24 protein-coding genes are annotated in these 23,366 nt (G+C 37.7%); 2 read left to right on the plus strand and 22 right to left on the minus strand.

Annotated features, from left to right (window positions below):
* Positions 1-2: 2 nt before the first annotated feature.
* Together JWG41_RS11985 and JWG41_RS11990 are read left to right on the plus strand one after the other, a co-directional pair.
* The gene (locus JWG41_RS11985; RefSeq protein WP_205270170.1) at positions 3-3,065 is read left to right on the plus strand and encodes an ATP-binding cassette domain-containing protein; all 3,063 of its coding nucleotides are present in this window, start codon (positions 3-5) and stop codon (positions 3,063-3,065) included.
* A gap of 8 nt (positions 3,066-3,073) precedes the next feature.
* Positions 3,074-4,435 (plus strand): TolC family protein, encoded by a 1,362-nt coding sequence (locus tag JWG41_RS11990; protein WP_205270171.1) that lies wholly within the window; start codon positions 3,074-3,076, stop codon positions 4,433-4,435.
* On the opposite strand, the gene JWG41_RS11995 is transcribed toward JWG41_RS11990, so the two are convergent.
* The 22 genes from JWG41_RS11995 to JWG41_RS12100 all read right to left on the minus strand — a co-directional run bounded on the left by JWG41_RS11995 (position 4,432) and on the right by JWG41_RS12100 (position 23,059).
* Positions 4,432-4,794 carry a hypothetical protein gene (locus JWG41_RS11995; RefSeq protein WP_205270172.1) on the minus strand — a complete coding sequence of 121 codons (363 nt, stop codon included), beginning with the start codon at positions 4,792-4,794 and terminating at the stop codon, positions 4,432-4,434. The genes JWG41_RS11990 and JWG41_RS11995 overlap by 4 nt on opposite strands.
* Positions 4,764-5,339, minus strand: a complete 576-nt coding sequence (locus JWG41_RS12000; protein ID WP_205270173.1) for an LBF_2127 family putative lipoprotein — start codon at positions 5,337-5,339, stop codon at positions 4,764-4,766. Before JWG41_RS12000 ends, JWG41_RS11995 begins: the two co-directional genes overlap by 31 nt.
* Before the next feature lie 41 nt (positions 5,340-5,380).
* Complete coding sequence (locus tag JWG41_RS12005; RefSeq protein WP_205270174.1) at positions 5,381-6,679, minus strand: DUF2079 domain-containing protein; 1,299 nt, start codon at positions 6,677-6,679, stop codon at positions 5,381-5,383.
* Positions 6,680-6,681: 2 nt separating this feature from the next.
* Positions 6,682-8,244, minus strand: a complete 1,563-nt coding sequence (locus JWG41_RS12010) for an NAD(P)/FAD-dependent oxidoreductase (protein ID WP_205270175.1) — start codon at positions 8,242-8,244, stop codon at positions 6,682-6,684.
* Between the two features lie 19 nt (positions 8,245-8,263).
* Positions 8,264-9,442 (minus strand): chromate efflux transporter, encoded by a 1,179-nt coding sequence (gene chrA / locus JWG41_RS12015; RefSeq protein WP_205270176.1) that lies wholly within the window; start codon positions 9,440-9,442, stop codon positions 8,264-8,266.
* Complete coding sequence (locus JWG41_RS12020; RefSeq protein ID WP_205270177.1) at positions 9,439-10,044, minus strand: FMN-binding negative transcriptional regulator; 606 nt, start codon at positions 10,042-10,044, stop codon at positions 9,439-9,441. Before JWG41_RS12020 ends, chrA begins: the two co-directional genes overlap by 4 nt.
* Positions 10,045-10,069: 25 nt before the next feature.
* Entirely contained in the window at positions 10,070-10,519 is a 450-nt protein-coding gene (locus tag JWG41_RS12025) for a GNAT family N-acetyltransferase (RefSeq protein ID WP_205270178.1), read from the minus strand.
* Entirely contained in the window at positions 10,509-10,916 is a 408-nt protein-coding gene (locus JWG41_RS12030; RefSeq protein WP_205270179.1) for a hypothetical protein, read from the minus strand. The genes JWG41_RS12025 and JWG41_RS12030 overlap by 11 nt, the downstream gene beginning before the upstream one ends.
* Position 10,917: 1 nt before the next feature.
* The gene (locus JWG41_RS12035) at positions 10,918-11,415 is read right to left on the minus strand and encodes a DinB family protein (protein ID WP_205270180.1); all 498 of its coding nucleotides are present in this window, start codon (positions 11,413-11,415) and stop codon (positions 10,918-10,920) included.
* Between the two features lie 190 nt (positions 11,416-11,605).
* A complete protein-coding gene (locus JWG41_RS12040) occupies positions 11,606-12,370 on the minus strand; it encodes a phytanoyl-CoA dioxygenase family protein (protein ID WP_205270181.1) in 765 nt (254 codons plus the stop codon).
* Between the two features lie 8 nt (positions 12,371-12,378).
* Positions 12,379-12,990 carry a GNAT family N-acetyltransferase gene (locus tag JWG41_RS12045; RefSeq protein WP_205270182.1) on the minus strand — a complete coding sequence of 204 codons (612 nt, stop codon included), beginning with the start codon at positions 12,988-12,990 and terminating at the stop codon, positions 12,379-12,381.
* Between the two features lie 193 nt (positions 12,991-13,183).
* On the minus strand, positions 13,184-14,809 hold the full coding sequence (locus tag JWG41_RS12050; RefSeq protein ID WP_205270183.1) for a copper chaperone PCu(A)C domain-containing protein: 1,626 nt from the start codon (positions 14,807-14,809) through the stop codon (positions 13,184-13,186).
* 76 nt (positions 14,810-14,885) lie between these two features.
* Complete coding sequence (locus JWG41_RS12055; RefSeq protein ID WP_205270184.1) at positions 14,886-15,671, minus strand: hypothetical protein; 786 nt, start codon at positions 15,669-15,671, stop codon at positions 14,886-14,888.
* A gap of 102 nt (positions 15,672-15,773) precedes the next feature.
* Complete coding sequence (locus JWG41_RS12060) at positions 15,774-16,187, minus strand: LIC_11090 family protein (RefSeq protein WP_205270185.1); 414 nt, start codon at positions 16,185-16,187, stop codon at positions 15,774-15,776.
* Positions 16,188-16,279: 92 nt separating this feature from the next.
* A complete protein-coding gene (locus JWG41_RS12065) occupies positions 16,280-17,065 on the minus strand; it encodes an ABC transporter permease (RefSeq protein WP_205270186.1) in 786 nt (261 codons plus the stop codon).
* Positions 17,062-17,769, minus strand: coding sequence for an ABC transporter ATP-binding protein (locus tag JWG41_RS12070; protein WP_205270187.1), 708 nt, complete (start codon positions 17,767-17,769; stop codon positions 17,062-17,064). Before JWG41_RS12070 ends, JWG41_RS12065 begins: the two co-directional genes overlap by 4 nt.
* Positions 17,766-19,130 carry a nitrous oxide reductase family maturation protein NosD gene (locus tag JWG41_RS12075; protein ID WP_205270188.1) on the minus strand — a complete coding sequence of 455 codons (1,365 nt, stop codon included), beginning with the start codon at positions 19,128-19,130 and terminating at the stop codon, positions 17,766-17,768. Before JWG41_RS12075 ends, JWG41_RS12070 begins: the two co-directional genes overlap by 4 nt.
* Positions 19,084-19,470 (minus strand): nitrous oxide reductase accessory protein NosL, encoded by a 387-nt coding sequence (locus tag JWG41_RS12080; RefSeq protein WP_205270189.1) that lies wholly within the window; start codon positions 19,468-19,470, stop codon positions 19,084-19,086. The genes JWG41_RS12075 and JWG41_RS12080 overlap by 47 nt, the downstream gene beginning before the upstream one ends.
* Positions 19,460-20,071, minus strand: coding sequence for a hypothetical protein (locus tag JWG41_RS12085; protein WP_205270190.1), 612 nt, complete (start codon positions 20,069-20,071; stop codon positions 19,460-19,462). The genes JWG41_RS12080 and JWG41_RS12085 overlap by 11 nt, the downstream gene beginning before the upstream one ends.
* A gap of 5 nt (positions 20,072-20,076) precedes the next feature.
* Positions 20,077-21,996 carry a Sec-dependent nitrous-oxide reductase gene (gene nosZ, locus JWG41_RS12090; protein WP_205270191.1) on the minus strand — a complete coding sequence of 640 codons (1,920 nt, stop codon included), beginning with the start codon at positions 21,994-21,996 and terminating at the stop codon, positions 20,077-20,079.
* An 8-nt stretch (positions 21,997-22,004) separates the two neighbouring features.
* The gene (locus JWG41_RS12095; protein WP_205270192.1) at positions 22,005-22,466 is read right to left on the minus strand and encodes a c-type cytochrome; all 462 of its coding nucleotides are present in this window, start codon (positions 22,464-22,466) and stop codon (positions 22,005-22,007) included.
* A gap of 29 nt (positions 22,467-22,495) precedes the next feature.
* Positions 22,496-23,059 (minus strand): fasciclin domain-containing protein, encoded by a 564-nt coding sequence (locus JWG41_RS12100; RefSeq protein ID WP_408611754.1) that lies wholly within the window; start codon positions 23,057-23,059, stop codon positions 22,496-22,498.
* Between the last annotated feature and the right edge of the window lie 307 nt (positions 23,060-23,366).

Here is a 23,366-nt window from a genome sequence, read left to right on the forward strand (position 1 = left end):
TTTTGAAGACTGTAAAAGAAATTCCTAAAGCACTAGTTGAAGATGATTTTTTATCAACACTGCCAACAAATGATTTAAAGAAACTAATCAATTTATTTGAATTCAGGTCGCTTGTTGCAAATGATAGAATTGGTGGGAGTGGAATGGAACCAACACCAATCATCATCTTAGAAACGGGAAGGATTCAGGTAAAATTAAAAATCAACGATAAAGAACTTTTAATCAAAACTTTAACAGAAGGTTCTTTTTATGGAGTTCCTGAGTTTTCTTCTGATTCACTAAAAAAACAAATCTTCCAGTTGGAGGAAAATTCAAAGGTTCGTGTTCTTTCCACCATCCAGTTTTTAAAGTTTATAGAATCTGACAAAACTAGAAAGAAGTTATGGACTGAATATAAAGAAAATGTCCAACTGCGAGACGAATTAAGAATCCATCCTTATTTTAGAAAACTTTCCAATTCAGAAATCCAAGACATATCCAAAGTATTGGTAAAACGAAAAGTTAGTTCGGGTCAAATTTTAATGAAAGAAGGAAGTAAAAGTTCTTCTTTATTTTTCATTCGATCGGGAAGATTTAAAGTCACAAAATCGACTTGGCAGGAAGATTATTTTTCTTTTGTCGAAGCAGGTTCTGTATTAGGCGAAATGGGGGTATTGGAAAAAAAGGCAAGAAATGCGACCGTAACTGCCGTAGAAGAGAGTTTTGTTTATGAACTTTCTTCCAAAGATGCAGAAAGTTTTTTCAAAAAATCAGAAAGTTTACTCATCACCATTCGTTCGATTATGAGCGAAAGGAAACTGAATTTAGGTGATGGTTCCGAAGAAGATAAATTTGAATCATCCAATATTTATGAAGAGGATCAGTTTCATTTTTTACCAAAGTTAAAATTTTCTCCACCTCTCAGAAACCAAATCCGATTTCCTTTTTTGTTTCAAGATGGTAAATCACAATCAGGTGATGCCTGTCGTAAAATGATATTTCGTTATTGGGGATTTCCATTTGCAGACTATGATGCCGATCCATCATTTCCCGACTTTGATCCTGACATTCGACCGAACCATTGGAAGAGTTGTTTTGGGGAAGAGAAAGGTGATTGTTATTTTGTAAATTGGAAAGATCATGAAGTAGAACTAAATAACAATCCAGGCATTAATTTTTTTGAAAACTCTAAGTATGTCATCGTGAAGTCGATTGGACAGAAAAAAGTTCTCATCATGGATCCAGAGTTTGGTGAGATGAGTATATCTCGTGAAGAGTGGGAACAAAAATCTTCGAATGTAGTTATTTATTTCATACCTAAATTAAAACCGGAACAAAAATGGGAATGGAAACATCGGTTTTTCTCTGGCCTTGCCGAATATTTTTTACCAGCAATCAAATATTTAAAAGCCGGTATCGTTGCGAGTTTTGTGATTAAAGGTTTGGAAGTATTCATTCCGCTCGTGAACTTGTATTTGATTGATGCTGTTTTGTTACAAGAGAACAAAGAATTCTTTTTTCCTGTGATTTTAGCTGTTGTTTTACTTAGTTTTTCTCAATCCTTTCTTGCTTACTTCAGATCCAATGTTATTTTTTTTACAAGCAATCGAGTGAATCAAACCATTGCCATTCGATTTTTAGTAAAATTGATTTCTTTGCCCATATCTTTTTTTGAAAGGAATCGCAAAGGGGAAATCCTCAATCGTTGGGAAGAAATTGAATCGGTGATTTTGTTTTTTTCCGATCAAGGAGCAATGAAATTCTTTGATTTATTGTTTAGCTCACTTGTGTTTGTTATCTTTCTATTTCTTTCTCCTTTGTTACTTGTAATCATCGGATTTTTAATTTTGCCGGAGATGTTGATCCTTCGTGCACTGACTCCCAAGATCATCGAAGAAACAAAAAAAGAGTCACTGAAAAAATCAGAAACATTGAGTTACTTCATAGAAACCATCAATGGTTTTGAAACCATCAAAAATTTAGGGGCCACTTATTCCCACCGTTGGGACTTTGAAAAAAGACTCACCACTCAATTGAATTCAGAAGGAAAAAAACTTTTTTATTCCAACTTACTTTTTACAAATACTGAGTTTTTTAAACAGATCACGGTTGTAGTTGTTATGTTAGTTGGTAGTTTGTTGATTCTGAAAGACCAGATGACACTCGGAACACTGTATGCCATCATTGGCCTTGTTGCCTACATTCGAAATCCCATTGTTTCTTTGTATGATGATTTTTTAAAGTTTCACAAAGCAAATGTATCTTGGAATCGGTTAAGAAGTTTTGAATCTTTAGATAGCGAAATTACAGATAGAGACAACCTATTCAAAGTAGATTTACCTGAAGTTAAGGGTAATATAGAATTTAAAAATTTAAGTTTTTCTTATGATACTTTGAAACCCGAATCAGGAATTCGGAATTTAAGAATCAAAATCCAAGCAGGAAAAAAAGTTGCCTTTGTTGGACGAAGTGGGAGTGGAAAATCTACCATTTTAAAACTCATTCTTGGTCTGTACAATCCACAAGAAGGGGAAATCATCATCGATGATATTTCTTTGGATGAAATTTGGCTTCCGAGTTTAAGGACAAAAATTGGTGTTCTCTTTCAAGAAAATCCTTTGATTGCAGGAACGGTCAGAGAAAATATTTCGATCACAAAACCGGAAGCAACCTTAAGTGAAGTAGTGGAGGCGGCTAAACTGGCTTGTATTCATGATGATATCGTAAAACTTCCGCTTGGTTACGATACAGAGATTTCCGAAAGGGGTTTTATCTTCTCCGGTGGTCAAAAACAAAGAGTATCCCTTGCACGTTTGTTTTTACAAAGGCCGAATGTATTGTTATTGGATGAGCCAACGGCTTCCTTGGATAAGGAAACGGAAGCCAGAATTCTGTCTCATATAAACTCAGTTTTTGCCAACGCAACTATCATTACCGTTGCCCATAGATTGGATACAATCCGCCATTATGACCAAATTTTTGTATTAGAACGAGGCAAGTTGGAGGGGAAAGGCTCGCACCGAGAGTTACTTTCTAAAGGGGGAATTTACCAATTACTTCATTCCAAACAGGAAGCGATCCGATAATTGATTTAGTGATCCGTTTTTATTCATTCCTATTTTTTTTATTTTTATCCATTTTGCCAATTCTAAAGATTTGGCCGGATCCGGTGGAGTTTTATGACTTACCCAAGTTAGTTGGTGAAAAATCATATGAGTTAAAATTAAAAGAAATGGAGATCGAACGTAAAAAAGTCGATATCGACTCAAGAAATTTACGTTACCTACCTTCTGTCAATTTAGAACATTCTCCTTTTTTTGAATCATTACGAGGGGATGGTTATAACAGAAAGGGTTGGAATACCTCTTTAAATCTCAATTGGAATTTTCAAGACCAGGGAAATACCGTTCTTACCAATATGATCATGGAATTGGAATATGAACGTTTGTTATTGGAATACCGCGCCCTCTATCAAAAGGAATTATTTGACCAAGCGTTTCAATATGCTGAAACTTTAAAACTGTTAGCATTTTATGATTATGATTTTTCCAATGAATCTGATGCAGACAAACAGTTCCAAACTGTCCAAAAGCTGTATAAACAAGGTATTGAATCTTATTTAGTAACACAGAACTCTAAAGTAGATTATTTCTTTTACAAATACAATGTGATCAAATCTAGACTAGACCAACAAAAAAGTCAGTCCATATTCCGAAGGAAGTTTTTACTGAAGGATGTTGCTTTAAAACAAATTCCGGAACGTGAATACAAAATTCTTCCTTTAGAATCTACTTTATCCGAATATGAAAAAAATCTAACCGATTTGAATTTTGATATTATCCTTACTGTCAATCAAGTTAAGATATTAGAAATTCAAAAGATGGTAAGGTTCAATGAACTTTGGGTTCCTGATTTTTTTGTGAATGTTTATAATCAGTCCAGTCGAGAATCCTATTCAGGTCTTAGTGGAACATGGGCAAACTCCATGGAAGTTTACGATTATAGTCGCAACGATTTTAGTCGGTATGCAAGGTCTTCTGATGCGGATTTTAATGTGGGTGGGAATTTTGGATTCCGGTTTCCTTTGTTCAATCGTTGGTTATCCAAAAACGAATTTGATAAATCTAAAATTGAAATCAAATTGGCAAAATCGCAATCACAGTTTTTACGTGAGAACACTGGTTTGTATCTCTTTGAACTCATCCAACAACATAACAATCTAGTGGAATTGTATGATATTTCGCGTGAGAGTAAACGGATTGCCGAAGAAAACTATCAAATTATGGAAAAAGCATACAAAACAGGATCAGCATCCGTTATTGAATTGCAAACGGTTGATAGGCGACTCCGTGATGTGATGCGAAACGAAATTCAAAATCGATATGATCTCATTCAACTGAGGCTTCAAATTGGTCTTCTTTTAGGGGACACGATGAAGTTCTTAAATAATAACTAAAGATCAGTTGGACGAATTTGGTTTTGTTCGGGATTTGTTTCTCCAATTCCACATTTTTCTTTTTTCCATTGGCTAAGAATTTCGTCTGACTTAACCTTATTCTTATAATGAATGTATGGAGTTGTGAGAATTGGTAAAAGGAAAATGGGAGAAAAGGCCGAATTGAGAATGGAAAGAACCACAACAAGGCCCAGTGTCAATGAGTTTTCATCGAACACTTCTGTGACTTGGCGTTTGGTTTGGTAATAATAAGCCAAACAATCTTCTGTATGATTTGCCGGTTGGAAAGGAATACTCACACAACCGACAAAACTAAAAAGATTTAGAATTACAATGAATCGGATAAATTTTGAATGCATGTTCTTACAGCTTCTAAGTTTGTTTCTTCAATCATTCGTTGGAAGTTTCGCACTCTAAAAAAACCATATAAAAATTCGGATGTGTTTCCTTTTTTAGAAATAGTCTCTTCTTTCACGAAGGTTTTGTTTTTATACAGTTTGTATTTGAAATCAACCGTATATTCAGCCAATCTATATTGGATGGGCCAAATCATTGTGGCCGGCCACAATGCAGGAAAAGTAAACCACCAATTATATCTATCTTCATAATAGGATTTCATTTCAATATCAATGGTATAAAAATCAGAGGTTGTTTTCGGATCGAGTTCCGTATCTACATTGGAAAACAAACCGGAGGAAGTTAGGTGGCCTTTGAATGCCATTCTCCATGCATCCGTATACACTCCGCGATCAGCGGAAAGGATTTCAAATTTGCCAATCACCAAAGGAAGGTTTGTCTGTGTTCGGTTTGTATTCCCATTTGGGGAAGGGGGTGGCACTTGACGTAAATCGACAGAGCACTGGAGGAAAAAGAGGATTAGTAGATAATAAGAGAAGGGTCTCATCTTTTAGGTGTTCACTCTAAGTAGTTTTGTAAAGGGATCAATCAATTTTCTTTCTGTTTATAAATTTGAATGTGGTTTTCTATCTCTCTTTCCCAAATATATCCCTTGGGAAGGACTGCGGGTAGAGATTCTGTCCGGAATTGATAAAAAACAAAATAATCTGCTGAATACTCATGGTTTGGCAAAAATAATTGAACTTGGCTTCGATTGGAAAGGTACTGCGGTACATTCGAAACTACTGATTTCCCAGCAACTAACGAATGAAGAGTGGTTACATCCTTTGTGGAAACACTAGGGTTCATATATTCTTTTCGATAAGAATAGGATTTGGAGAGAGGGCCAAACCAAATAAAGAGAAAAAGAGAAATACAGAGGGTTATGCAGCCAAACAACCATTTGTTTTTTTCTTGGAATCTATCTAAACTTTCTATAAAACTAAGAAAGAGAATGGGGACTGTGATGAAACTATGATGAGTGAAGGGGGTTTTATTCACCTCATACGAAGAAAATAAGGAATAACAAAGATAAGGAACCAAACAAAGTATGAGTTTGTTTCTAAATGATAAAAATAAAAAAGGTAGGTTTAGAAATAGAAAAAGATAAGGAAAGAGATGTAAGTTTTGCAATGCGGCGATGGGGTTTTGGTACCTTTCCCAGTGGGCAGGAGTTTGTATGTCTAGAGAAGGATTTCGAAACGCACTCAGGAGAAAGATACAAAAGATAAAATAAATAAACGATATGATTCCGATGGAGAGGCTTTCTTTTTTCCCTGACCTCCATTCCACCAAGGAAAATACAATCAATGCCAAAGCAGTTTCTTCTTTGACAAACAAGCAGAGGAAAAAAAACAAAATCCAATAAGGGGACTTTTGTTTCCAAAAGTAATAGAATAGGAAGAATAAAGGAATCCAAAGGACTTCCGGATGGAAATCAAAAATTTGAATCCAATAAATTGGTAAAAAAAGACCATATAACAAAGGATACGTCCATTGATGAAAAAGATCTTTTTTATAAAGTGGTAGGATTAGGATGGGTGCACTTAGCACAAGGGCTTGGAAGATTAGAAAACTTTCTACAAAAGGAAAAACCCGGTACAACAAAGATAAAGGATAAATGTACCAATTGATATGATCGGCGAAGTAGTGGTGTTCTGTCCCATCAATTCCGAGTGATGTGACTGCCTTTGCGTTGTGGACTAAATTATAAAATAAATTTTCAAAGAGACCAAGATCCACTCCTGCTCCGATATGTTGGTAACGAAAGATCGCTCTTTCTGATAAAAAATAAAAGACCACCACCCAAAGAAAAATGGATGGGAGATGATACCGAAACTGTTTCATCCCTATTTTGTAAAACTACCGGTGAGGGCTGCTTCTGCACATTTCATTCCATCAATCGCTGCCGATACAATTCCTCCCGCATAACCCGCACCTTCACCACAGGGATACAATCCTTTGATGCGAATGTGTTCTAATGTATCGGGATTTCTAGGAACTTGGATGGGAGAAGAAGTCCGTGTTTCTGGCGCATGGATGATGGCTTCGTTTGTGAAGTATCCTTTCATGGAAGAATCAAATTCCTGGAATCCTTTTTTTAAAGAGTCAGCAATCAGCGGAGGTAATAATTCGGAAAGGGAAACAGAGACAAGGCCTGGTGTATAAGAAGTTTTAGGAAGGTCGGTGGAGATTTGGTTCTTTGTAAAGTCTACCATTCGTTGGGCTGGAGCTTTTTGTGTTCCCCCATTCATTTGAAAGGCTTTTTGTTCAATCTCTGATTGGTATTTGAGAGCAGAGAACACTCCGTACGACTCGAAGGGTTTGAAATCGTCAAATCGTAGTTCTACGACAATACCTGAATTGGCGGTGGGGCGCGAACGTTCTGCACTAGACCAACCATTGGTCACAACTTCACCCGGTTTGGTGGCACAAGGAGCAATCACTCCCCCAGGACACATACAAAAACTATACACCCCTCTCCCGTTGATTTGTTTGACAAGTGAGTATTCAGAGGCAGGTAAGAGTGGATTTTTAACATCACAATGGTATTGGATGGAATCAATCAAACTCTGTGGATGTTCCACTCGTACACCTATGGCTAGAGGTTTGGTTTGGATTTCGATTCCCTTTTCATGGAGAAGTTCGAACATTTCGCGTCCAGAGTGGCCTGTAGCGATGATGACATTTTTTGCCATCCACTTGTTGCCGGATGCGGAACTCACTCCAACAATGGAATTTCCTGAAAGAATCAAATCGGTGATTCGTGTTTGAAAATGAATTTCCCCACCGGAAGAAAGAATACACTCTCTAATATTTTGAATGATATGAGGGAGTTTGTTCGTTCCAATATGAGGATGTGCATCGACTAGTATTTGTTTGGTGGCACCAAAAGAAACCAAATACTCTAAAACTTTACGAATGTTTCCTCTTTTTTTGGACCTGGTATAAAGTTTTCCATCCGAATAAGTACCGGCTCCTCCTTCCCCAAAACAATAATTGGAATCTTCGTTTACGATATGATGGACATTGATTCCGCGAAGGTCTTCGATACGGTCTTTTACATTTTTTCCCCGTTCCAAGATAATCGGCTTTTTTCCTAGTTCTAATACACGTAAGGCGGCAAACAATCCAGCAGGTCCAGCTCCAATGATAATTACTGGTTCTGCTAAATGGACATTTGGAAAATCAGGAACTGTATATTCTAGGGGAATAAAATCTTCGTTTACATATACATCCAATCGTAATTGGAAAACAATATTTCTTTGTCTTGCATCAATGGAACGCGAAGTGCATTCAATATGTTTGATGGATGGTTTTGGGATTTTATTTTGTTTGGAAACAAATTGTAAGAGATGGTCTGGGTTTGAGGCAATCTCTGGAGTCACTCTGACATTTAATTCTAGTTTCACTGGAGATTTTTTTCCTAGGTTAGAAGTTCAAACAAAATCCAAAAAAAGCACATACGGCTACAATGCTCCAGGAAGGAAGCTTCCAAAACATAAGTAAAATAAAGCACAGTGCAAATACAACAAAATCATATCGATTGAAGATGGCTTCTGTCCAAACCGGGGAATACAAAGCAGAAATGAGTAAACCTACAACAACTGCATTGATACCAGCCATCGATTGTTTTAACCAAGTTTCTTTTCGAAATCGTTCCCAAATCGGGAGGATTCCAATGATGAGTAGATAAGCAGGTAAAAAAGCAGCAACCAAACAAAAGATCCCACCCCAAATTCCATGCGGTGTCGTTTTCAAAACGGTTCCAAGATAAGCAGTGAAAGTAAAGAGTGGGCCAGGGATTGCCTGAGCGGCTCCATAACCTACCATAAATATTTGATTGGATACAAGACCCGTGGTCACTACTTCTTCTTTAAGTAGAGGGAGCACAACATGCCCACCTCCAAACACGAGGGAACCTACACGAAAAAAACTATCAAATAGGCGAATCGATTGGTTTTGAAATAAGTTTGCTAGAAGAGGAAGAACAAATAAAATCAGAAAAAAAATACCGAGAAGCGTATAGGAATAGGCAGTTGAAATTTTAAATCCAGTGGGGGAATGAGGAAGGTTATCTGCTTTTTTTAAAAAGAGAAATCCAAAGATCCCACCGAGAAAAATAGGAAGTAGTTGTCCTAAGGTTCCACCAATCCCTATGGATATGGTTAATGCAATCGCTGCGAGACTGATCCTTTCTTTATCCGGACAAAGTTTAACACCCATAGACCAAACCGCATGGGCAACTACCACCACTGCGGCAATTTTAAATCCATGTAAGACACCTTGGTTCCAAAACTCAGGATAAAGTCCCACACCAAGTCCAAAAAAAATCATTAGAAGAGCAGAAGGAAGTGTGAACGCAAACCAAGCAAGGATTCCTCCTGGAATTCCTCCACGAATTTGTCCAATAGCGATTCCCACTTGGCTACTGGCAGGACCAGGTAAAAATTGTGAAAGAGCAACTAAGTCTGCATAGGTGGAAGAGGAGATCCATTTTTTCTTTTCTACAAATTCATTTTGGAAGTATCCCAAATGAGCCACAGGTCCACCAAAGGAAGTACATCCTAAAATAAAAAAAGTTTTAAATAGATCTATGTATAAATTCATTTCATAAGTCTGTCTTTCATCAATTTGGAAATGGCCTTTTCATTTTCGCCAGGTAATAATTCCAATTCCGAAATTACTTTTTTCTTTCGTTCTTCGGAATGATTTTGACTTAGTTTTTCTTTTCCTTCGATAGAAGTGATTTTGATTTCAAAAGGAACAATTCCTTTTTTTAAACCTTCAATGTAGTGGCTGTCTACTTGATCTATTTTGTAATTTGAATCTTTAGATTCAAACCTGTTGACGAGAGCTTGTAAACTTTGATGGATTTGGCTTGCGTCTTCCACAGGTTTTAGAATTCCTTTTACATGTACCGCGGTAAAATTCCAAGTGGGAACCGCACGGTCTGTTTCATACCAAGAAGGAGAGATATAACAATGAGGACCGGAAAAAATACAAAGGACTTCTTTTTCCAAACTTTCTTTTTGTGGGTTTGGTTTTGCAAAATGGCCAATTAACGATTGTTTGTCTTTGGAAAGGAGCAGAGGTAAATGTGTCGCACTTAAGTTTCCTTGGCTTTCAGATACCAATAAAGAAAATGGATTTTCTTCAATACATCGGTAAATGAATTCCGTTTCCATCTTAAAATATTCGGGAATGTACACAGTGACTTACTCCTTTAAAATTACTTTAAACAGATTTCCAAAAGTAACTTAAAAATTCTGTTTCTTGTTCAAAACCTTCCTGTGCATACAAAGCACGGGCTTCTTTGTTATGTGTAGAAGTGGAAAGCTCTAAACCTTTGCCGGAATTTGTTTTGGTAAAGGACTTTGCTTCGACAATTAATTGTTTGGCGATTCCTTGTTTGCGAAATTCCTTTTTGACAAATAGATCGTTTAGGATGTAGGATCTTTGCATAGAGATGGATGAGAATACTGGGTATAGTTGAGTGAAACCTGCGATCTCTCCCGATTTTGGATCTTCAGCCAAAAAGATAATGGATTGTCCATGTTCTGCCCTATCTTGAAGATATCGTGCAGCGCCTGTTAGATTTGAACTCTGTCCGTAGAATTGTCTATATTCGTCGAATATCCCAGAGAGTTTGGAAATGTCTTTGTAGTTAGCTTGTCTAATTTTCATATTTTGGTACCAATGAGAAACAAATTGCCGATAAAAATGCTGTTACCGGTGTAGCCAGTAAAGTTTCTAAATTGGTAATGGCAACTAGATTCCCAAGAGTATTGAGTAAAAATATAATTCCAATGAAACCAAACAGAAGTCGGATCCAAATAGGCACCAAACCTTGGTTTATGTATCTTAAATATTGAATGCTCGACCATAAAAAAAATCCGGTGACAACGAGGGAAACCGTTTCCATCAAATACATTTCTTCCACGCTACTGAGTCTTCCTCCCCAAAGGTATTGGTAAGGGATGAGTTGGAAGAGGGCGACCACATGAAAGATCATTGTGAGAGAAAACAAAACGGTTAAAATTCTACTGGCGATGGTTCTGGTTTTTTTGGATGGGTTCCACATATTATTTTCCTAAAGTTTGAAGGTAATAGACAAAATCAATTTCTGGAGACTTGCCACCTAGCAATGTGATGGCGGCTGTGATCTGGCCCCTATGGTGGGTGCGATGGTTAAAGTTATGTTGCACTACATCACTAAATATGAGTTCTGCTTCAAACCCACGCATGGTTTTGTAACGAAAGAGAGTGGGCCAAATGGAATCATCCAAACCCTTAAGCCAGGTATTCCATAGTTCTAAAGATTCGATCATCCGCAATTTTAATGTTTGGCGGTCTGTTTCTATTTCTTCGGCAAGAGAAGCCGGCACATAAATCTCACCCACTAGTCTAGAATACCAAACCTTTTCTACAACTAAGAGGTGGTTCAAAGTTCCGTGAATGGATTTAAAAAACAAACCCAAATCCTTTTTGTAATTTTCCTCAAGGATCTCTTCCAGTGATTCATACAAAAGTTTTGTAGCCCAAATATGATAAGCATTGTTTCGTAAGAAAAAATCTTTCATACAGAATGGTTTTTATTGCTACGAATGGAAATCAATGACTAAAATTGGGGCGCCTCGAAATTGTTAGATGAGATGGATCCGATCCATACACGACCGCGCCCTACGTTCCAATCTTTCCCTACGGGAAAGGATTTCCTCTGCGGTCGCTGGCGCGAGGGTTTTATTTTAGATTCTGAATCGATTCCCATTTTTAAATTAAGTGAAAGATAGAATTCTTTTTTGGATCTTCTAATTGGCTTTCTCTATCTGGGAAATGATTCCATTGTTCTGCGGTTTGTTTCTTTTCCGGAAAGTTTGTGTATAGGATATCGAAGGAAAATCGTTTGGAATCGTAATTCCCTTTGTGGAGGAGATGAGCCGAAAACACAAGAAGGTCTCCTGGACCATGTGGGATGAGAATTTGATTAGGAATCGCATCACTATTTTTTTTACCTTCTAATTCCAAACGCACTTTTCTTTCTTCTTCCAAATCCCAACGACTATGGGAACCAGGAACGAACCAAAGGCCTGGATCTGTTTCCAAAGGAATCCGAAAATGCCAAACATGATCTTTATGAATCCTTTGTTTTTGTTCCTCTTCTGAAATTCCCATGTATTGGATGTCTCTATGCCAATAGGGAAGTTTGTTTGTGTCGGTTGGATTAAAAAATATCTGCGTGTTGAGAAAGTAGATTGGATCTTGGAAAATCAAATCACAGATACTGAGGAGTAAGTCAGATCCAATAAATCCAAATAATGTTTTTCTATCTTGTACATCTTTTGTGAATCTCGTGGAGGTGAGATAAGCACTATTCACATTTTTTGGATTTTGAAATTCCCGTAACCATTCCTCATGGGAACGGAGAAGGATTTCTTTTAAGATATGAATCGTATCTAAGGGAATCCAATTGGGAAACAGATAGTAACCCAAGGATTCAAATTGTGATTTGGCAACGGATGGAATTCCTTTTGTCATACAAAAGTTTAAATTTGTTTTTCCATATAGTGGTGCGAAGGAATGGTTCCTTCCCAACCTAAGGGATGCCTTGTTTCTTTGATTTGAAATCCTAACTTTTGGTAGAGAGAAATGGCTGGTTTGTTTTCAGCCGATACATCTAAAGAAGCTGTTTTATATTTTGTTTCTTTGTTTAACATGTATTCGATAAGTTCTTTCGCGATCCCTTTGTTTCTTTCTGATTCTAATACAGCAATATGGCCCAAATACAAACGTCCTGACTTTGGAGGTTGGATGATGGTTTCTGTTTTGAGACCTCGTGCCATTACTTTCGGAGCATTCCATAAGTAGACAGAAAGGATACGAAGGGCCGTGCCTAAAGTGAGTGCTAAAAAACTGGGTTGGGAATAAGAAAGGATGGAACCCACCACTCGACCATCAATCTCTGCTACATAATGATTGGTATAGGATACAGTATTTCCTCTTCGTATGTAAGAAGAGTTTAAAAAATTAAAGGGAGTTTTTTTTCCTTCTTGGAAAACAAAAGTCCAGGCTTTGGGGCCTGAAGAATATATGAGAGGGACAATAGAATCTACATCAGTAGGTGTTGCGTTTCGAATGGTTAGGTGGCTATTTGTCATAAAAGGTAAGAGAAAGTGAAATCCTTAAATCGAGTTTGATCACTCACTAAATTTTTTTGAAATCACTTTGATTCGTCAATAGAGAATTCCATTTTCCCCGCACCCCGGATTGGAGCGAAAATCCTTTCCGTTAGGAAAGATTGTAGCGGAAAGCCGGAGATGTGCGCCCCAAAAAATAAACAAAACTTAAATTCTAAAATGTAAATGAGGCAAAGACATTGATGAGTTCTCTGGTTCCGAGTTGGGGACCGTTTAAATTTTGATGGAAGGGTTTGCCGTATTCGAATCCAAACCGGACTCCTTGTAAATATCCTTTTGTGATCAGGAAGTTAACACCGATGAGTAGGTCGCTACGCATTCCTCCTTGGCGGTAAGGATCATTTTGTGGATCCATTTTGGGATCTAAGGTAGCGTCTGCTCCTTGTAAGTTGAGCCATCTTTGTTTGGCAACACGAAGGGAGAAGGACATGGTTTCATGTACGAGAAAACTTGCCCATCCAGAGATTTCGTATCGATTGCCGAATCTGTAGTTGTTATCATTTTTTCCAATTCGTAAAGTGGCTTGTGATTGGGCTCCCCAAGAAATTCTTTTATAATTCCCGTTATACGAAACTTGAGGTAACAAACTATAGGTGCCAGATCCAGGTTGCATATTATAAGGAACTTTTTGAACACCCATCATTGGCATATTGTCTCTTTCATCAATGGAACCTGTAGGAAGAGAAAGTCCCATACCTGTAAAAAAATTCTGATGTTCTGTTTTGATTAAACGGTAGGCGGTGCTAAAACTTACATCTCCAATCCCCGCGGAACTCATAGGAGCGCGGTCAAAATTACTCGATACCATAGTCATTTTGTTTTTGATGGCGGGAACCATAAACATAATCATCCATTTGTCGGAAATAGAAGTCATGGCACTTACCATATTCATCTCCATCACCATATCTGTGGGAACAGACATATAGTTGTACTTGTTAGGTGAAATTGTGGGAATCGTCGTTCCGAGAGGAGAACTTGTGATCAAACTTCCCGATGGCATCGACACTGTTGGATCTGTGTAGGGAAAGTATAAGGTTCCTAGGTCAGATTGTCCTCTGGTTCCTGATTGTAAACCCCACATCTTCATACCCATATAGCGATAATCCACCATCCATTTTCCTTTTTCATGGATATGAGGATTCATGATTCCTGCAGGTGCTAAGGCATCAGCGCGGTTATGGTGCTCATGTCCTTCGTGAACTTCATTACCTGTATGATCATGTTCCGAATGGTCTTCGCTCGGTGAACCATTGGGATGGAAATGGGGCATATCATCTTCTTCTAGATCGGTAGTGGTATTGTTTTTCGTCGGAGTGTCTTTTGGGTTTTGTGTGGATGTTTCTTGTTTTTGACCTAGTTTATTGTTAGGTGGCGATACTTCTACAGGTATCTCTGTATGGATTTCAGTTCCATCGGAAAAAATCAAACGAAAAGGAATTAATTCTTTTAGTTTGAGAGGGGATTTGATTCCAAAAAGCATAATATGGTAACCCTTGGGACTAAGTTGTAGGGTGGAGTTTTTAGGAATGGGAAACTCTGCTATTGGAATCATTTTCATTCCTGAGTCCGATGGTAACATGGTAAATAATTCGACGCGGTCGGCGATATTGGACTTTGTTTGGATTAGTTTTTTTTCGGTGTTTGTTGTGTTGTGGATAGAAAAATATACAACAGAGTTTGTGCCGGATGTATATTTGATATAAGCATTCTCAATTTTGACTCCTTTGGAAAGTAGAGGAGAGGTGATTAGAAATAATAGGGTTAGTGTTTTAAGTTTCATTTGTGTTATGGCCCTTTTTAAAAAAATCATACTGGTTACTAAATTCACCAGTATGACAAGTGTTTGGAGAGAGAATTTACATTTCTGTGTTCGATACAATGGAACCGATGGTAAAGGATGTGAGGGTCACACCATTCAATACAAATCCCAATCGATTACCGCTTGTATACACAGGTACATTCATCATTTGCATGATCGGATAGTAGGACATAGATCCTCGTTCCGTATCTGTTAGTTCCGAACAGGGTTTATTGAAACCATTTAGGAATCTAGATCCACTGGGTGTTGATTGGAAATCCAAACAAAAAGTATAACTGGTTCCTACAGAAGGAATGGGTGCAGAAACAGATCCGCCCTTTCCTGTGTTGGCAAATACACCTGAGGCATTTTTATATTGAGTTTGTGCTCCAGCAATGAGTCGGTATGTGGGACCACTGACTGGACTTCCCGCTCCATAAGCTATCACATCAAGTGTGCTAGTCGGTGAGTTGAATGTGAAGCTGACTTCGATATTGGTTCCTCCTTTGTTTGTGGCGAGCATCACATCGTTATTTGTATACAATACAGAAGAGGCACTCATACCGGTGGCTCCCTTTGTAATCTCTGTTTGTGTGAGACCTAAATTGGTAAATCCCACTTCATTGCAGTCTTGGATTGTATACTTTGTGCGTGGTTTACTTTCCACTTGTGTGAGGTTACTGGTAATGGCTTGTGTAGAGGAAAGGGCACAGCCTGGGTTGGCACTTGCCGCTACCAGAAGCGAAAGTAGATTGGATGAGTTGTTTGCTTCTGTCGTTTTTGCCATACTACAATTAATTGTGATAAGACCTATAAGAGTGGATGAAAATAGATTCTTTAACATAAAATTACCTTTTGATCGAATACCAAGGACTTAACTTTTGGTTCAGTTTGCCTTATTGATTGGGATGGTTCCTTTATAGGGAACCGGTACATTCCTTTGGTTCTAAGAGAATGTGGGTCTTGGTGGTTTGTCAGGTGGGTGGGAGAATCCATTCAACAAATGAACGTTTGTTTGGAATGGATGAATGAGAGCATCATAGGCGATTTGATTTTGAAATTTTGTTTCGAACGGGAAACTAGGATTCATCAATTGCGATTGGAGAACCTTGGTTGCCGATTTTTTCTTAGAGCAGGAACATTGGTGCGGGCCACTTTGTTTTGTTAGATGGCAGGTGATTCGTTTTGATTGGTGTGAGTCTTCCTCTCTATGGATTTCGTTTTTAGAACCATGATTGCAATGGCAAATCATAGAAAGACGATATAAGGACTGGGCAAGAAGTCCCGTTTCCAAAAATAGGATTTTACCTATAAAAGGAAGGAGGATCAAAACCGAGACAATTTGTATCCAACGTTTCATGGCAGTCAAATATCATTCTACTTCAGTTCACTCAATCTTTCCATGATCTATATCAAGTGGATTTAAGTTATTTGATGAAATCATATATAAAATTAGAAATTTCGTTTTTGGAATCGTTTGAAAGAAATCATTAAAGGAATGATCACCCATAAAGATAAAAACAAAACAGTAATCAAAGATACACCGACTAGTCCCAGTTGTTTTAATAACAGAGCTCCTGAAAACCCGAGAAGGGCCGAAGAACTTGTTTGTAAAATCAGAAGAATTCTAATTAAATCAATTGGGTTCAGTAAGATGATGATGAGGGATGGAATTTCAATGGGATAATCTCCCAAATATAAACTAAAGATAAAAACTAAAGCATCAAAAAAGATAAAGAAATACAACCAAACCAAAAGGGAAGTGGTTAGAATGATTTCCCCTCTTCGGATAAAAGAAGAAATAAAAAATGCAATCGCAACAAAGATCGCAGTTAAAAAGATTCCAAAAGTCAATAGTTCCAAAAATAAAAAAAGAAACTTAGGATCATGAATAAAGAAAATCACTCCAGGAACTCCAAGCCCACATACTAGGCCGAGTGATAAAGAGATCGTAATTCCGAAATACTTTCCAAAGAATAGTGCAGTCCGACTCACTGATTTCGAAAGTAAAACTTCTGCAAAAGGCATCGATTCTAAAAATGACATTCCTGAGAATGTAATCGAAAAGAGAGGAATGACGATGAGTGTTAAGTTCATAATACTTACGAGCAAACGGATTCCGTTTTGATCGCCAAAAAAACTAAGGACCATCATCACGAGGACAAGTAGCCCAGAGTAAATGAATACCCAGCGGCTTCGTATATTTTCTTTAATTTCAAAGATTAAAATTTCTTTCATGGTTTTGTTTTGTATTCCTCATTCCAGAAATTCATCAAAGCCTGATCTAAATCAGTTTTGTTGTTTTTTCGTAGGAAATTTCCGGGTGAATCATCAATAAGAATGGATCCTTCTGATAATAATAGGAAGCGATCTGCTAACTCTTGTAATTCTGCTAGGATATGAGTCGAAAAGATGACAAGAGATCCTTCCTTTTTCTTTTCGACTAAAAGAGACTTTAGTAAATGGGAGATGTAGGGATCTAAACTAGCTGTGGGTTCATCAATGACATATAAATCTTTTTTGGAAGAAAAACATTGAAGGATGCTGATCTTTTGTTTGGTTCCCCCGGAGAGAGATCCAATTTTTTTATCCATATGATTGTTTAATTCTAATGTTGAGAGTAAGTTTTGAAATGATTCTTCTTCGACAGGTTCTAGTTTTTTAAAAAAAGAAATCAGTTCTTTTACTTTTATATTTGCCGGGAACCGAGGTGTTTGTGGCATATAACCGATCGTATGTGGAGTTTGTTTTTTTTCGATAAACTGGATGGAACCGGAACTTGGTTGGACAAGCCCAAGAATTCCTTTGATGAGAGAACTTTTTCCGGATCCATTGGGGCCAATGATGGAGAGAATGGTTCCCGGTTCGGTTAGAAAATTTACATCTTTCACAGCAACGGAGTTTCCTCCATAACTAATGGTAAGATTTTTTACTTCGATCATATTCTTTCCTTCATCCGAGGATGTTGGTCTTCAAATTCGATTGGGGTTACGATGGGAAATGCTTTTTCAATTCCTTGTAAAAATAAAACGACAGGGGATTCATACAAGACCATTAGAAAAGGGTAAACTGCAATCCAGTAACCAAAGAAGTGAATGGTTTTATGAGGGATGTCACCGAAATGATCTTTATCTAAATCATAACCTTCATAATGATCCCAGTAGTTATTGATAAATTCATTTGTAGTTGATTTTGTATTGGTACTAATATCAAAAACATTCTTTATAAAATTATTATTTGTGATTTTGTTATGATCGGTATTTCCTAGAATTTTGATTCCCCATCCATTGTTGATGAAATCATTATTTTGAAATTTGATATTGGTAATTCCATCCGCAAAAACCGCAATGGTATTTCCTTCGAAACGATTTTTGGATAAGGTACTGTCTGCAATGTCTTTAAGTAAAATTCCATTGGAACTTTCTCCCCAGTTATCCAAAAATTGATTTTCTTCCATGATGATATCCTTGCTATACATCACAGCAACACCGGCAGAATTTTTTTTAAAAACATTACGACTGAATTGGTTGTGACCTGAAAACATAAAGTGCATTCCATAACGAATGTTTTCTTTGGATTCATTCCCTTCAATTTCTAGGTGTTCCGAAAATTCTAAATAAATTCCATCTCTATGTTTTTCTAGTCTGTTCCCAATGATTTTGTTATGGCTTGCTGACCAAAGATGAATTCCATTTCCTCCGAGAACTTCATTTTCCGCATTCCCAATGGAGATATTATTTTTCAGTATGCAGTTGGTTGTTTCTGCGAGATAAAAACCATAAACATTATCTTCTAGGCTTAAGTTTTCAAAGTGGCAGTTTTTAACTTTATCAGCATACACTCCTGCAAATTCGGTTAAATCAGAAATTCCACTTCCTATGATTTTTAAATTCTTTAGGCGAACCCCATTCGAATAAATTCCAAACACATGTTTTTGTTTGAGTCCATCAATCACGACCCCAGCTTCTCCTTGGATGGTAATGGATTTGGTGATGGATAAAAAACCTTCTTTATAAATTCCCGCTTGGACCTGAACGGTATCCCCATTTTGTGAAAGGGATATGGCTTCTTTGACTGTTTTTATCGTACAATTTGTACATACGGAAATGGTTTTAGAAAACAAAGAATGGATGGGAAGAGTAGTAAGTAATATAAAAGTAAATAAGAATGTAAATTGTTTGATTGTGTGAATGTTAGGATTCGCATGATGATTTCGATTTGTTTTTGGCTTCCCTTTCGCTCTAGGTGGAAGTCTATTATTTTTGGAATGGGATAGAGTCTTCATAAGTTTTAAAAGCGGCATAACCCGCTCCCATCGGTGAACGAATTTTATCGGATTGGACGATGATCGCCTGATCTTCCAATAGAAATTCTTTTGTATCTAGGTAATTGGTGACCCAGATTTTTTCTATGTTTAAGTTTTTATCTTTTTGGAACTGGTTCTTACATTCAATGGCATCGAAATGGTATCTTTTTCCTTTGTAGGTAATGAGTTGGGTGTGAAATCGCATATCAACAATGTTCATGGAACAATGGCTGCATTTCATTTCCCCCACAGTCAGTTTTTCTGGATGAACTTCCCCACAGTGGATCAAACCAACTGTGAGGAAAATACAAACTAGTTTTGAACTTTTAAACCACATTTGATTTTTTCCTTCGATTTTCATCCCAGAGAATATAAACCAATGTGACGAGACTAAGGCCTAAAATGATACCACCATAGGAAGGATAACTACAAGCAGTTATGTTTAACATCACCTTACAACCAAGTAATGGTGGTTGATAAGCCATCCCTTCAATGATGATGGGAGCATCAGGATTTAAGTTATGTCCGTAGTTATATTCCCATCGCCAAAAATCCGAAAGTCCCACAAGTCCTACAATGATTAGGTTGATGATTCCTAAAATGGCCATTCCTACTTTTGGATATAGTTCCGTGATGAAAGCACCAAGGATCAGATAACCAAGAACATACGGCATAAACAGTAGTTCTGGAATGGATTCTGAAACAATCTCTTGCATACCAATGTAATGATTCAAAAGATTTATGTTTTTTAAATCATAAGGTGTCGCACCAGTGATTTTACTAATCCAGATCTGCATTCCCAGTCCTTCTGGGTATTGCGGAGCCGAAATGGAAATGGACCAAATAGGAATCAAATATACCAAACCAAGAACCAAACCGACCCCTAAGATTAGGAGTCGGTTTCTTTTACTTAACGTTTGGAAAAGTAAAGTTTTCATACAAGTTACGGACTAACTCGGATGTACTGTTGCATCTCTTGGTGGAGGGCAGAACAGAAGTCAGTGCAGTAGAAAGGATAGACTCCCGGTTTTGGAGCGACCCACTTGAAGGTTCTAGTTTCCCCTGGCATGATGAGTAAGTTTGTCATGTTAGGGGCTCCTCCGATTGCAAAACCATGAGGAATGTCATAGTCTTGTTCCAAGTTTGTGACGTGGAAGTATAAGGTTTCTCCAGTTCTTGCTTCAATGATATCTGGTTTGAAGTGGGAACGAATCGCAGTCATGTAGATATGGATTGTACTTCCGAGTCTAACAATCTTTGCTTCGCTCTCGCTTTTGGTTGCGTATGGATGTTTGTTTTCCTCTAGAGGATAGAGTTTTGCAGTTTTATCCATAAGCAGTTTTGCAGGAATCATTTGTGAATAGTGTGGTTCCCCTACTGTAGGGAAGTCAGACAACAACTCTGCCTTTCCAGAGGAGATATCATAAAGCTGTGCACTTTGTGGTAATTCCATACCTACTGGGAGATATCTATCTTTAGTGATTTTGTTCATGGCAATCAGATACTTACCATAAGGTTCAGCCGAACTACCACCAACGATGGATAAGTGACCTACACTATAATAAGCAGGTAGATGTTGAACTACTTCCCAAGTACCAAGTTTCCATTTCACTACTTCCGAACTTACGAAACAAGATGTATAAGCATACCCTTGGCCGTCGAACTCAGTATGTAATGGACCAAGACATGGTTTTTGTACTTCACCAGCAAGAGTAGATTCATACTTAAGAACAGGAATTCCTTCGATTTCAGTCGAATGGTGTTCCTTCTTATCTTTCACTTCGATCATTTTGCTAAAGGAGTGAACTGGGATGACAGATGCTAACTTTCCACCGCCAACTATGTATTCTCCAGTAGAATCAACATCGGTTCCATGTGGGCTTTTTGGTGTTGGCATATAATACATCATACCTGGACAATCCTTCGGATTTAACATCTTCACACCGCTTAACTTAGTAGAAACGGCTGGTTTGTTTTCATCGTGGAAGTTGTTTACGTATTCGCCACCAAAGTTGTAAGCTTTTCCTTGGTCTTTACATTCCTTTGCACGAACCCAGTTGAATGCTAAGATAAAGTCTTTATCTTTTTTGGAAGCTCCAACCTCTAACATTTTGTGAGCTTGTTCAGAGTTGTAACTACTGAAGAAACACCAGTCATGGGATTTCTTTTTACCGCAATGGGATAAGTCATAGTTAAACCCAGGAACAAGAACTTGTAATTCAATGGAAAGTCTTCCTGTGTTTTTATCCACTTTCACCATAGTGACCGTTCCTTTGAACCCACCTTTGGAGAAACTGTCGATTGCAACGCTTGCTTGCGGAACTGGAACCGAGAATCTTGTGGCTGCCATCAAATACTCTGTATTTTCAGTAGCAAACGGAGATGCGTGGTTACCGGCAGTGTTTGGGATTTCTAAAATCTCTTTGGTTTCAAAAGACTTTAGATCAATCCTTGCAAGCCTTGGTGTGTTGTTTGCGTTTAAAAACATCCAACGACCATCTTGTTTTCCATCTGTCATAGATGCTTCTACGTGATGGCTATCATCCCATGGCACATAACCATGAGTAGTTTTTAACATATCTTTGGTTTCTTCATCGAATCCGTATCCATTTTCTGGAAATACGGAGAATACTGGAATGATTTTGAATAACCTTGCCGATGGAATTCCGTAAACAGACATCTGGCCACTGAACCCACCAGATAAAAAGGCGTACACTTCGTCCTTTTCTCCCGGTGCCACATACACTCGAGAAGCTGCATCAGAAGCAAGTGTTGCCGTTGATGCCCCTTTTTTACAATTAGGAATCAATGTAAAAAGTGCGATTCCTAATGTAATCAATATTAGATTTGATTTTTTATTCATATAGTTACCTATTTTAAATCCATCTTGCGGAAGTACTCGAGGATCTCTCGGGCTTCTTCTTCCTTTATGTTTTGAAATGTCATTTGAGTTAAGTGTTCACCGAGTAACTCTTGTCCAATGGGATCTTTTTGAGTCATCTCCACAGGATTTAGGATCATATTCATAATCCATTCAGGAGTTCTGCGAAGTGTAACATCTTGAAGTGCCGGTCCTACAACCTTCTCTTCAAATTTGTGACAAGCAGAACACTTGGCTTCAAATTGTTTTTTACCGCGGTCGACCATTGATTGGTCTATGGCTCCAAGAGTCACAGAATTAACTGGCCCAATTCCCTTGGAACCTGCTTTAGATGCTGGTGCCTCTTCTGTTTTGTCTCCTCCACAGGCTATAATTGTCATACTCATTAGGAGCCCCAATATGAGTCCGATTTTTAGTCGGTGGTTTACTCCGTTTAATTTTGAAAGGTTCATCTTAAATACTCCTTAGTATTTTAGTATTATCATTTCTTAGCAGGCGGTAGTAATACCGTGTCTACTACATGGATGATCCCATTGGTTGCTGGAATGGATGCGACAATAGTTGCACCATTGATCATTACCTTCCCATTCTTTACGGAAACTTTCGTATGACTTCCGTTTGCCATACCGAGTTCATCATCTTTACCAGTGAACTCAGATTTCAGAATGGATTCGGTTAAGTTACCTACGACAACGTGGTATTCTAATATGTTCTTTAATGAATCCTTTTGGCTTGGTTTTAAAAGATCATCAACAGTCCCGGCTGGTAATTTCGCGAATGCATCGTTTGTTGGTGCAAACACAGTGAATGGGCCTTGGTTGGCAAGGGAATCCACTAAACCTGCTGCTTGAACAGCAGCGACCAGGGTTGTATGGTCTTTAGAACCCAAAGCTATTTTCAGAACATCTTGTTGTGATTTGTCATCGGCAACTGCTGATATTCCTTTGCCAGAATTGGCATCTTCATTTTTTCCACAATTCACACCGACTAGCGAAAGACAGGTGACAATTGTGATCATTGTTAATTGGAAAATTTTTTTGTTCATTGGATACCGCCCACTCATTGGTTCAATTACCATGGGACGCCAGAACAAATGAAACTGCATTGATCTAAATCAATTTGAGATGAATCAAAGCCATTGATTTTTATCAATAGAGATAACTGTATATAGAAATCTTTTTAGAGTTAGAATGAATTGAGTTCGTTGAAAGCTCTTCTAATGCATCAAAACATACATTCTAAGAATTTACTTAGAATTAAACTAATTCTAGTTATGGGATTTATGAAATTGGTCCTTCGGTGTCTGTTTGGATTAATCACTTGTCCTCTTGGGGTGTTACAAAATCCTGAAA

This window comes from Leptospira chreensis (assembly GCF_016919165.1).
Lineage (GTDB): Bacteria > Spirochaetota > Leptospiria > Leptospirales > Leptospiraceae > Leptospira_A > Leptospira_A chreensis.

Bases quoted from the DNA above. Each gene is read 5' to 3' on its own strand.
- JWG41_RS11995 (WP_205270172.1), bottom strand. From the start codon at position 4,794: ATGCATTCAAAATTTATCCGATTCATTGTAATTCTAAATCTTTTTAGT.
- JWG41_RS12000 (WP_205270173.1), bottom strand. From the start codon at position 5,339: ATGAGACCCTTCTCTTATTATCTACTAATCCTCTTTTTCCTCCAGTGC.
- JWG41_RS12005 (WP_205270174.1), bottom strand. From the start codon at position 6,679: ATGAAACAGTTTCGGTATCATCTCCCATCCATTTTTCTTTGGGTGGTG.
- chrA (WP_205270176.1), bottom strand. From the start codon at position 9,442: ATGAATTTATACATAGATCTATTTAAAACTTTTTTTATTTTAGGATGT.
- JWG41_RS12025 (WP_205270178.1), bottom strand. From the start codon at position 10,519: ATGAAAATTAGACAAGCTAACTACAAAGACATTTCCAAACTCTCTGGG.
- JWG41_RS12030 (WP_205270179.1), bottom strand. From the start codon at position 10,916: ATGTGGAACCCATCCAAAAAAACCAGAACCATCGCCAGTAGAATTTTA.
- JWG41_RS12035 (WP_205270180.1), bottom strand. From the start codon at position 11,415: ATGAAAGATTTTTTCTTACGAAACAATGCTTATCATATTTGGGCTACA.
- JWG41_RS12040 (WP_205270181.1), bottom strand. From the start codon at position 12,370: ATGACAAAAGGAATTCCATCCGTTGCCAAATCACAATTTGAATCCTTG.
- JWG41_RS12045 (WP_205270182.1), bottom strand. From the start codon at position 12,990: ATGACAAATAGCCACCTAACCATTCGAAACGCAACACCTACTGATGTA.
- JWG41_RS12050 (WP_205270183.1), bottom strand. From the start codon at position 14,809: ATGAAACTTAAAACACTAACCCTATTATTTCTAATCACCTCTCCTCTA.
- JWG41_RS12055 (WP_205270184.1), bottom strand. From the start codon at position 15,671: ATGTTAAAGAATCTATTTTCATCCACTCTTATAGGTCTTATCACAATT.
- JWG41_RS12060 (WP_205270185.1), bottom strand. From the start codon at position 16,187: ATGAAACGTTGGATACAAATTGTCTCGGTTTTGATCCTCCTTCCTTTT.
- JWG41_RS12065 (WP_205270186.1), bottom strand. From the start codon at position 17,065: ATGAAAGAAATTTTAATCTTTGAAATTAAAGAAAATATACGAAGCCGC.
- JWG41_RS12070 (WP_205270187.1), bottom strand. From the start codon at position 17,769: ATGATCGAAGTAAAAAATCTTACCATTAGTTATGGAGGAAACTCCGTT.
- JWG41_RS12075 (WP_205270188.1), bottom strand. From the start codon at position 19,130: ATGCCGCTTTTAAAACTTATGAAGACTCTATCCCATTCCAAAAATAAT.
- JWG41_RS12080 (WP_205270189.1), bottom strand. From the start codon at position 19,470: ATGTGGTTTAAAAGTTCAAAACTAGTTTGTATTTTCCTCACAGTTGGT.
- JWG41_RS12085 (WP_205270190.1), bottom strand. From the start codon at position 20,071: ATGAAAACTTTACTTTTCCAAACGTTAAGTAAAAGAAACCGACTCCTA.
- nosZ (WP_205270191.1), bottom strand. From the start codon at position 21,996: ATGAATAAAAAATCAAATCTAATATTGATTACATTAGGAATCGCACTT.
- JWG41_RS12095 (WP_205270192.1), bottom strand. From the start codon at position 22,466: ATGAACCTTTCAAAATTAAACGGAGTAAACCACCGACTAAAAATCGGA.
- JWG41_RS12100 (WP_408611754.1), bottom strand. From the start codon at position 23,059: ATGAACAAAAAAATTTTCCAATTAACAATGATCACAATTGTCACCTGT.